We start from the raw sequence: 9,988 nt of genomic DNA on the forward strand, positions 1-9,988 counted from the left end.
ATGCTATGAGAATCAGAATACTCGGTATTTCCGGAAGCCCCCGAAAAGAAAAGGTCTCCGGCACCTATAAGCTCGTATCCACCGTCCTCGAAAACACCGGTCTTGATTATGATCTGATTTCCCTTCGCGGCAAAACCATCGGCGGTTGCATCGCCTGCCTCGGATGCGCCCCGGACAATGTCTGCAAGGTCAAGGACGATCTGGAGAGCCTTCGGGAGGAAATCGTCGCCGCGGACGCATACGTCATCGGGGCACCCAACTATTACTCGACACTGAATGCCGGCACCCATGCCTTCCTTGAGCGTTGGTTTCAGTTCCGACACCAGGCGGGGAATCTCCTTTGGGGAAAGCTGGCTGTGGCCGTGGGCGTCGGCGGCATGGACGGCCGCTTTCCTGCAGAAAATATCGAAAAATTTTTCATGTACAACTTCATCGAAACCGTCGCAAAGGTTTCGGGGCAAGGTGCGGCCTCCTGCTACTCCTGCGGCTACGGTGAAACCTGCAAAGTGGGTGTTCCCAGCATGCTGTACGGGGAGAACGTCAAGATCACCCCCGAAATGATTCCCGACGTTTCAAAAGATCCGATTTTGATGCAGGCGGCGGCGGATGCAGGCAAATTGTTGGGATACCGCCTCAAAAACGATCATGATCGCAAAGCGGTCACCCGGAAAATGCAACGTCAGATGATGCAGATGATGAAAACTTCCGCATAACCCTTTCCGACATGAACGTTTAATCCGAAATCAGAGGCGTATCGTGGACCAGAACCCCATCAAAAGGCTCGACGGGATCATCGCATCCCTGAGAAGCGAAAACGGCTGCCCGTGGGACCGGAAGCAGACCCCCGAAAGCATAGCCGTATATCTCATCGAAGAGGCCCATGAACTGCTTGCGGCCATTGAATCCGGCAACACCGAAGATATCTGCGAGGAGCTTGGAGACGTACTGTTTCAGGTACTTTTTATCGCGAAATTTTTCGAAGAAAAAGGGCTTTTCGACATTGAAGCCGCGGCCCGGAAAAGCGCGGAGAAAATGATTCGGCGCCATCCCCATGTCTTCGGCGACGTCACCATCACGGAGACCGAGGCCGTTCGCCGGCAATGGCACGAAATCAAGAAGCAGGAAAAAAACGGGCGCTCCGGTTCCGTCCTGGACTCGGTGCCCCGCAACATGCCTGCCTTGATGCGAGCCTACCGGATTTCAGAGCGGGCCGCCCGCACCGGCTTCGACTGGGACGATATGGGCGGCGTCATGGACAAGGTAGAGGAAGAATGGTCCGAACTCAAGGCCGAGATCGGAAAAAACGGCGTCGAACCATCCCGTTCGGAACAGCGCCGGGAACAGATCGCATTGGAATTCGGTGACGTCCTCTTCACCCTTGTCAACGTCGCTCGGTTTGCTCGAATTCACCCTGAATCCGCCCTGGTCAGCGCCACTCAGAAATTCGAACGGCGATTTCATCATCTGGAGCAAACAGCGGAAGCCACCGGCAGGGACATCGACGCGGTTCCGCGCCAAGAGAAAGAACAGCTCTGGAATCAAGCTAAAAAGATCCCTCCCAAAGACGGCCCGCAATCTTAACGAAAACCGTTCTCATCGGCATCGTCCGACGTCCCGGCCCCAACTTCGTCTGAATACCGGCGCTTTCTGACGATCCCCCGCACAAATGCCACAAGGGTGATGACGGCGGCCGCAAAAAAAAGAAGGTCATAAAGGTAGACCGTCGTCACCCGCCACCAGATATCGGTTTTTTCCAGAGATCCCTGCCAACCGGCCTCGATTTCGCCGAGGGTCACCCCGAGCGCGGCTGGAATCGAGGTTTCAGGAGAACGGCCGCCTTTCAATTCGGATAGCACCCTAAGCAGTCCTGCAACGCCGTACCGCCTGACCACATAGTCGACGATGCTTCTGCTGGCCTCATAAGCCAGTTGAACCGCCGGCTGGTCCAGCATAAAATAGTGGTTGATCTCTGCCATGGAGGGAAGCTTCCCCGACAGAACCGCCCGGCGGAGCGCATCTCCCGACCCGGGTGCCAACAGTTCGGAGATCCCGTCGCTGGCCCACTGTGCAACGCCTTCGTCGAGCCATTTTGGCAGATGGTGCGCCGAAATATGCTGGTGCAACAGGAGGTGGCATAGTTCGTGCTTGAGGATGGTTTCAAGCGTCAGCGGATGAATACGCGTTTTGGTGTTGTCGATAACCATCACCCCGGTTTCCGGCATTACAAAGGCTGCGAAAAAGGGACGGCCGATCATGCGCTGAAACTGCGCTTCATCATCCAAAAGCCAGACGATCGTCTCACCCGTATAGGCCCATCCGAACCGATCGGCCAACTCTTCTCCCAGCCGAGGGAAAAGGTCGGCGATATCTCCCGCCGCAATATTCAGCGCCGGAGGCGAAAAAACCGTTATCCCCGGCCGGTCGGTGCGGTGATAGACCTCGCTCCTTGCCGCGGACGGCAGGGTCCACCAGGCAAGGAGAATCATCAGAACGGCCCACAAAATGTGAAGGGCCATCCCCACGCTCTTTTCAATCTCGAAGCGACACCTATTTTGTCCAAAGTCCATCGACGGTGATGGTCAGGTTGACGTTGACGTTGATATCCTTGAGGAGAGCAATGTCCTTGACCTTGTCAATCAACTCTCCAAGCGCCTTTATTTCTTCCACGCCAAGGCCGCCGGTGAGCTCCCGCAATGTCAGGGTGGACCCGACACCGATGCTTTTTTTATCGACAGACTTCTTCTGGTCCTTTCGCGGCCGGCCGCCTCGCGTTTTCACGGTGACGGCCTTCTTCCCCGGTTTGGGCGCGACGTATTTGCCCAGAACGGGAAAATCCCTGAGCGCCTGTTCCAACGAATATCGCCCCTTGCCGGTTTTGAGGGTCATCCCGTAGGCCTGTTTCGGCGACACGTTCAAAAACTCATCCACCACCCGATAGGTATACCGGTTCCCATCGCGTTTCTTTTGAATAAAAAATCCCAACTCACATTTATTCGCATCGGTAATTCGGGAGAGCATACTCGCGACATCCTGCACTTTCACAACCTTTCCGGAGGTCCCCGATATGATGTCGGTGATATCTTTTGAGCGAAGTGGATCCCCGCTCATCAGGGTTTCGATGATCAGGTGGACCGTACTTTTTTTTTCCTTGGCTGTCATTTATTGGTTCCTCTGTAATTCTTATCTTTTTATTGATGTCTTCTATGGTTTCGCCTTAATCTCCAAATGATTTCGACAACCCGGACAATGGTAGATATTGTCGACGACGGCCTGGAGATCTTTTAAATTTTATAAGTATTATTATGAGTTTTGTCAAAAAAATATATTCTAATATGGCCGATACGCTGAAGATAGAAACAGATCTGATTCTATCCTGTTTATTTTTATTGGAAACAAAAACTTCTATATCACTTTTGGATCCATGATGAAGATTTTCGCGACGAAAATCATGAGGCAAATCTTCCCGGTTTTCAACGGACTTCTCATGCATCATTGCTGAAAGGTCCAACAAAAAGCGGTTACGCCGAAATGCTGGTGGGCGTCCCCCGACGGCGGGATTCCTGATAATCCGTTTGTGTGGGTTGGTTGTGAAGATGGGAAAAAGGATTGTATGAGGGATCAGGCCATTAACCGGTCATATGTGTCGCTCTGAATTCCGGTCGGCGAAAGTGCATAAAATGAGTAACCCGGCCTGGGTTCGCCATGGCACCCAGGACCGGGGCGGCCCTAAAATACTGACCGGATCCAAGGCCGCGCAGAAAGCCGGTCAGTGAAGAGGTCTTATACGCCTTTACCGGTATGAGCGCCGCCCCTTTCAATGATTACAGTATAATCGATTCCTTCGAAGATTTCAACCGCCTTCATACAAGGTGCGCATTTATATGGCGCTCGGCATGCGATTGTTGACAGTGTCGTCGGCATCGGCGTAACATTATGATATCTTTTTTGGGGATTCTTACCGGATTGCCGGGATTTTTCTGGAATTCAGACGGATGGCCTGCATGATGACATCACGACGAAAACAAGGAACACCCAACCAGACGAAACCCTCCGAACACACCGGTGGGGCGAAGCTTTCGAGGAAGGTGCTCCGTCGGGTTGACGCCGTGCTCCGTAAAGCCGACGGGGACCATCGTAACAGCCTGTACGAGCATGAGGTCTACGATATTCTCGGTCACATCGGTTTGGCAGCCCCGAAATACGTCTTTGCGGCGTCCCCGGATCAGATCGATGAGGCCCTGCTGCGCCGGTTCAACCACGACCTGGTGCTCAAGGTCGTCTCGCCGTCCATCGCCCACAAACAGCAGTTGGGTGGGGTGAAAACAGTGCGGAATTCAGACCCGCTTTATATTCGGTTCGTTCTCGAACAGATGAGAAACGAGGTCCTGTCTCATTTCAACAGCGCGGATTCCCCCGAAATTCGCGGTTTCCTTATCGAGGAATACATTCCACACACCCAGGCCCTGGGCTATGAAGTTTTACTGGGATTCAAAGCCGATCCTGCCTTTGGTCCGGTGCTGAATCTCAGCAAGGGCGGAGACGACGCCGAATTTTTCGCCAGACATTATGAACCGGCCAATCTCTCTCTGGCTCCCCTGACGCGGAATGAGGCCCTCAAAATGATCGCTGCGCTCAAGATCCGGTATAAATTCGAAGCGATCGGCCATCCCGAATACCTCGTCTATCTCGCGGACGCCGCCAGAAAGTTGAGCCTTCTGGCCTACCATTACTCCTTTATCGCCGATCCGCAGCCCGAATTCATCATTACAGCCCTGGATGTGAACCCATTTGTATTCGCCAGGGATCACCGATTCGTAGCGGTAGACGGCTTTGCTGAATTCCACACGTTCCAATGCGAGCGATACCCGGCATCGAGGATCAACACCCACCATCTGGACGGTTTTTTCGATCCCCAGGGCATCGCCGTCATCGGTGTTTCCGTCAACCCGGAAAAACACAGCATCGGACGAAATATCGCACAGCAGCTCCACGACATGGGACGCCGGGATATTTTCCTCGTCAATCCCAAAGGGGGGTGTCTTCGCCTGGACAGCGTCGATTACCCCCTCTATCCCTCTCTCGAGGCATTGCCGCATCCCGTGGATCTGGCCGTGTATGCAGCCCCGGCTCGGCTGGCACCGGAAATCATCCGCACCATGAACGACCGGATCAAAAAGGCCCTCATCCTGATCCCCGGCATCCCTTCGGAGGTCGACTATGCCGCGTACACCCGCCTGCTGGACGCGGCGGTGCCGCCAAGGCTGCGCGTCATCGGCCCCAACTGCATGGGCGTGTTCCATGCCCCCGGCCCGGAAAGCCAGGGGCTCAACACCCTGTTCATCGAGGAGGAAAGACTCGATCTGGAATTTTCCGACGCCGGCAACACGGTCATGCTCACCCAGAGCGGTGCGTTTTCAGTGACGGCCATCGACAAGCTTCAGCGCTCGCGGGTCTTCAAGGCAATCGTCAGTTTCGGCAACAAATACGATGTCGACATCCCGGATCTCATCGCTTATTTTTCAAAAAAGTCCGGCGTCGAAGTCATATCACTTTATATAGAAGGCCTCGATCCGGGAGAAGGGCGGCGTTTTTTTGAGCTGGTTCAACATCTCACCCAGCCCGTCATTGTTTATAAATCGGGAAAAACCGACGCCGGCGCACGGATCACCGCATCCCATACAGCCTCGATGTCGGGCAGCTACGATGTCTTCCGGGCGGCCTGCCGCCAGGCAGGGGTTTTGCTGGTGGAGCATATCGAAGACCATTACGATGCCGTCAGGATCTTCTCCCTGCTTTCCCGAAAGCGCCCCGCAGGAAACCGAGTGGCCGGGGTCGTGAACGCCGGTTTCGAGTCGGCCGTAAGCGCCGACGAGTTGGCCTGTCTGACACCGGCCGGGCTTTCATCCGCCACCGTCGAGGCGCTGCGTCGGCTCGATAGCGCTGGACTGGTCGACACCCGCTCCTCCTTTCTGGACATCACGCCCATGGCCGACGATCACATGTACGGAGAATTTGTCCGACGGGTTTTGGCAGACGAAAATGTGGATTGTGTCTTCGTTTCCGTCATTCCCCACACCGGTGCGCTGAAAACCCTGCCGGAAAACTGCCGTGAGCCCGGCAGCCTGGCCAACCGCTTGATCGCTCTGGGAAAATCCTCCCCCAAGCCCATGGTCGTCTCGGTGAACGCAGGCCGCTATTATCAGGATTTCGTGAACATCCTGGCGGAAAACGGCCTGCCGGTATACACCGATATCCGCTCCGCCATCCGGTCCCTGGACCGGTTTGCGGCCTTCCACCTCGGGCGAAGTTCACAACGACGCCGACCACATCGGTGTTGACTAATCCGATCTCTCTCTGTAATATAAGCAGCTTGTGCAAATTTTGAGAAATCAATATTAATTAAGGAAATCCCAAACGTTATGATTCAGCTGATCAGAGGTTTTAAGGATATTTTGCCCGGCGAGGTGGAGATCTGGCAGGAGATCGAGCGGGTCGCCCGCACACTTTTCGAGGACTTCGGATTCAAGGAGATCCGCATCCCCATTATGGAGAGCACCGAACTCTTCGCGCGCAGCATCGGCGAACACACGGACATCGTGGAAAAGGAGATGTACACCTTTCCCGATCGTAAGGGGGATCTCATCACCCTGCGTCCCGAAGCCACCGCCTCGGTCGTCCGCGCTTACATACAGCACAAGATGTACGCCGCCGATCCGGTCCGGAAGTTTTACACCATCGGCCCCATGTTCCGGCGCGAGCGGCCCCAGAAAGGCCGGTACCGCCAGTTTTATCAGATCAACGCCGAGGTCATCGGCGTCGACGCCCCTTATATCGACGCCCAGTTGATCTTTCTCCTGACCACCCTCCTTGACCGCCTGAAGGTCACCGACGTGGCGGTGCACATCAACTCCCTGGGGTGCCCTGAATGCCGTCCCGCCTTCCGGGAGGCGCTGACCGTGCTTTTAGACGGCAAGAAGGAGAATCTCTGCGCCGACTGCCTCCGCCGCAGCAGCACAAATCCGCTCCGGGTTCTGGACTGCAAAGTCCCCGCCTGCCGCGAGGCCATGGCCGACGCGCCATCCCTTCTCGACTACCTCTGCGACGGCTGTGCCAAGCATTTTGCATCGGTTCAGGGATCCCTCAATGAACTGGGCGTGCCCTTCGTCATCGACAAGCAGCTGGTGCGGGGACTTGACTACTATACCCGGACCACCTTCGAGATTCAGACCGGGGCACTGGGCGCTCAGAGCGCCGTCGCAGGCGGCGGCCGATACGACGGGCTGGTCAAAATGCTGGACGGACCCGACACGCCGGCCATCGGCTTCGCCGTCGGGTTCGACCGCCTTGTGGAGATCGTGGGTCTTCGGCAGGCTGATTTCGAAAAAACGCCGCAACTCTTTATCGCGGCCCTGGGCGAGACCTGCGCCGAGAAAGCTTTTGATTGGGTGTGCCGGCTGGGGCTCGCCGGGGTTCACACGGAGATGGACATGGCAGGCCGAAGCCTCAAAAGCCAGATGAAACAGGCCGACCGGTCCGGCGCCGCCTTCGTGCTGATCATCGGAGAGAGTGAACTGGCATCCGGAACCGCCATACTGAGGAACATGCGAACGAAAGCACAGTCCCCGGTCCCCATAGACGCCAACACCGTGAAAGCCATCATCGCCCACATTCGCCCCCTTGAAACATGATCTGAAAGGAGACCATTCAGTGTCGGATAAACTTGGTGATATGCGCCGCACCCATCAATGCGGCGAGTTGAGCGCGGGAGACATCGGAAAGAGCGTCGTGCTGATGGGATGGGTTCAGCGCCGCCGGGATCACGGCGGCGTCATCTTCATCGACCTCAGGGATCGACAGGGGATCACCCAGGTGGTGTTCAATCCCGAGGTAAACCCCGCCCTGCATGACAAGGCCCACGGCCTCAGAAACGAATACGTCATCGGTGTCCGGGGGCATGTCGACGCCCGTCCGGAGGGCATGATCAACCCGAATCTCACCACCGGGGAGATCGAGGTCACCGCAGGGGAGCTTCAGATCTTCAATGCTGCGGAAACCCCGCCCTTCATGATCGAAGATCGAATCGAGGTGTCGGAGAATATCCGTCTCAAGCACCGGCACATCGACCTTCGCCGCCCGAGCATCCAGCGGAACATCATCACGCGGCACCGGGCATCGGCCACTGTCCGGAACTACCTCAACGGCCTCGGGTTTCTCGATCTGGAAACGCCCATCCTCACCCGGAGCACGCCCGAGGGCGCGCGGGACTATCTGGTCCCGAGCCGGGTCAACCCCGGGCAGTTCTACGCCCTGCCCCAGTCGCCGCAGCTCTTCAAGCAACTCTTCATGATCGCCGGATTCGACCGCTATTACCAGATCGTCCGCTGTTTCCGGGACGAAGACCTCCGCGCCGACCGCCAGCCCGAATTCACCCAGATCGACATGGAGATGTCCTTCGTGGGCGAGGAAGACATCATGGCCGTCTCCGAGGGCATGATCCGCCTCCTGTTCAAGGAAATCCTCGACCGCGATCTTGAACTCCCTTTCCAGCGGCTCACCTACGCCGAGGCGGTTTCACGCTACGGCCTCGACAAGCCGGACATCCGTTTCGGCCTGGAGCTGACGGACCTTACGGACATCGTGGCCGGATCCGGCTTCAAGCTCTTCGCTTCGGCGGCAGCGGGCGGCGGCGTCGTCAAGGCCATCAACGTCAAGGGCGGCGGCGACTTCACCCGGAAGGAGCTGGACGACCTGGCCGATTTCGTCACCGTCTACCGGGCCAAAGGCCTGGCCTGGATCAAGGTGAAGCCTGACGGATGGCAGTCGCCCATCGCCAAGTTTTTCACCGACGCGGAAAAACAGGCCTTGATCGAACGACTCGATATGGCACCCGGGGATTTGATCCTTTTCGGCGCCGACGACGCCCGTATCGTCAACGACAGCCTGGGCAACCTGCGGAACCACCTGGGCCGGAGGCTCGGCCTCATCGACGACGCCACCTACGCCTTCACCTGGGTCACCGATTTTCCCATGTTCGAATACGACGAGACGGAAAAACGCTACCAGGCCCTCCACCACCCCTTCACGGCGCCCCTGGAGGATGACTGCGACAAACTGGAAAGCGATCCTTTGTCCGTCCGGTCCCGGGCCTACGATCTCGTCCTGAACGGCTTCGAGATCGGCGGCGGCAGCATCCGCATCCATCAGATCGATCTCCAGCAGCGGATTTTCAAGGCACTGGGCATGGCGTCCGCGGAATACGAGGAGAAATTCGGGTTCCTCCTTTCGGCCCTGGCCTCGGGCGCACCGCCCCACGGCGGCATCGCCTTCGGGTTCGACCGCCTGGTGATGCTCCTCTGCGGGGAGCAGTCCATCCGGGACGTCATCGCCTTCCCCAAGACCCAGCGGGCCGCCTGCCTCCTGACCGGCGCCCCGTCGGAGCCCGCCAAGGCCCAGCTGGACGAGTTGGCCATCAAGGTGAGGAAGATCCAGATGGAGGGCTGATCGGCACACGAATATTTTTCCCGGGGAACGCATTTTTCCCTTGACTTCGCCCCGGGTTTTCCACTATATAGGCTTTCGTTTCAACCGATCCCCAGTAGCTCAGTCGGCAGAGCAGGTGGCTGTTAACCACCGTGTCCGTGGTTCGAGTCCGCGCTGGGGAGCCAAAATACCATCCGCTGAAATCAGCGGTTCTTATTTAACGCAAGGCCCTGTGGGTTGATCCCCACGGGGTTTTGTCATTTCTGCCCTGTCTTCGCCGACTTACGCCGCCGGCCACATCCTTCCCGATTCTCCGTTTCGATGCTCTCCGTTCGGGGTTGCGATGCAACCGTGGGGGTTCAGCCGCGGTTTTCGCAAATATCCTTTCCTGATTCTCCCATTCTCCGCTTTTTGAATCCGGCTATTTAACAGCCCGGTTCCCCAAAGCCCCTGCGCCGACATCAAACGCCATCCTCCGGTAGGTATCAGCCGGAAGCCGAACCAAGGG

The 9,988-nt window shown here is 56.9% G+C and carries 7 protein-coding genes and 1 tRNA gene; 6 read left to right on the plus strand and 2 right to left on the minus strand.

Annotated features, from left to right (window positions below):
- The first annotated feature begins 5 nt into the window (after positions 1-5).
- Together AB7S84_RS08735 and mazG are read left to right on the plus strand one after the other, a co-directional pair.
- Positions 6-713 (plus strand): flavodoxin family protein, encoded by a 708-nt coding sequence (locus AB7S84_RS08735; protein ID WP_020876953.1) that lies wholly within the window; start codon positions 6-8, stop codon positions 711-713.
- 43 nt (positions 714-756) lie between these two features.
- Entirely contained in the window at positions 757-1,581 is an 825-nt protein-coding gene (gene mazG / locus AB7S84_RS08740) for a nucleoside triphosphate pyrophosphohydrolase (protein WP_020876952.1), read from the plus strand.
- Here the strand turns inward: mazG and AB7S84_RS08745 are convergent.
- Positions 1,578-2,516 (minus strand): peptidase MA family metallohydrolase, encoded by a 939-nt coding sequence (locus tag AB7S84_RS08745; protein ID WP_020876951.1) that lies wholly within the window; start codon positions 2,514-2,516, stop codon positions 1,578-1,580. The genes mazG and AB7S84_RS08745 overlap by 4 nt on opposite strands.
- Before the next feature lie 31 nt (positions 2,517-2,547).
- The gene (locus AB7S84_RS08750; protein ID WP_020876950.1) at positions 2,548-3,159 is read right to left on the minus strand and encodes a hypothetical protein; all 612 of its coding nucleotides are present in this window, start codon (positions 3,157-3,159) and stop codon (positions 2,548-2,550) included.
- Between the two features lie 842 nt (positions 3,160-4,001).
- Between AB7S84_RS08750 and AB7S84_RS08755 the strand changes: the two genes are divergently transcribed.
- The 4 genes from AB7S84_RS08755 to AB7S84_RS08770 all read left to right on the plus strand — a co-directional run bounded on the left by AB7S84_RS08755 (position 4,002) and on the right by AB7S84_RS08770 (position 9,665).
- On the plus strand, positions 4,002-6,338 hold the full coding sequence (locus tag AB7S84_RS08755; RefSeq protein ID WP_159449714.1) for an acetate--CoA ligase family protein: 2,337 nt from the start codon (positions 4,002-4,004) through the stop codon (positions 6,336-6,338).
- Positions 6,339-6,419: 81 nt separating this feature from the next.
- Positions 6,420-7,688 carry a histidine--tRNA ligase gene (hisS, locus tag AB7S84_RS08760; protein ID WP_020876948.1) on the plus strand — a complete coding sequence of 423 codons (1,269 nt, stop codon included), beginning with the start codon at positions 6,420-6,422 and terminating at the stop codon, positions 7,686-7,688.
- 19 nt (positions 7,689-7,707) lie between these two features.
- Entirely contained in the window at positions 7,708-9,501 is a 1,794-nt protein-coding gene (gene aspS / locus AB7S84_RS08765) for an aspartate--tRNA ligase (protein WP_020876947.1), read from the plus strand.
- Positions 9,502-9,589: 88 nt separating this feature from the next.
- Positions 9,590-9,665, plus strand: a tRNA-Asn gene (locus AB7S84_RS08770).
- The last annotated feature ends 323 nt before the right edge of the window (positions 9,666-9,988 follow it).

The sequence above is a fragment of the Desulfococcus sp. genome (assembly GCF_050178255.1).
GTDB lineage: Bacteria > Desulfobacterota > Desulfobacteria > Desulfobacterales > Desulfococcaceae > Desulfococcus > Desulfococcus multivorans.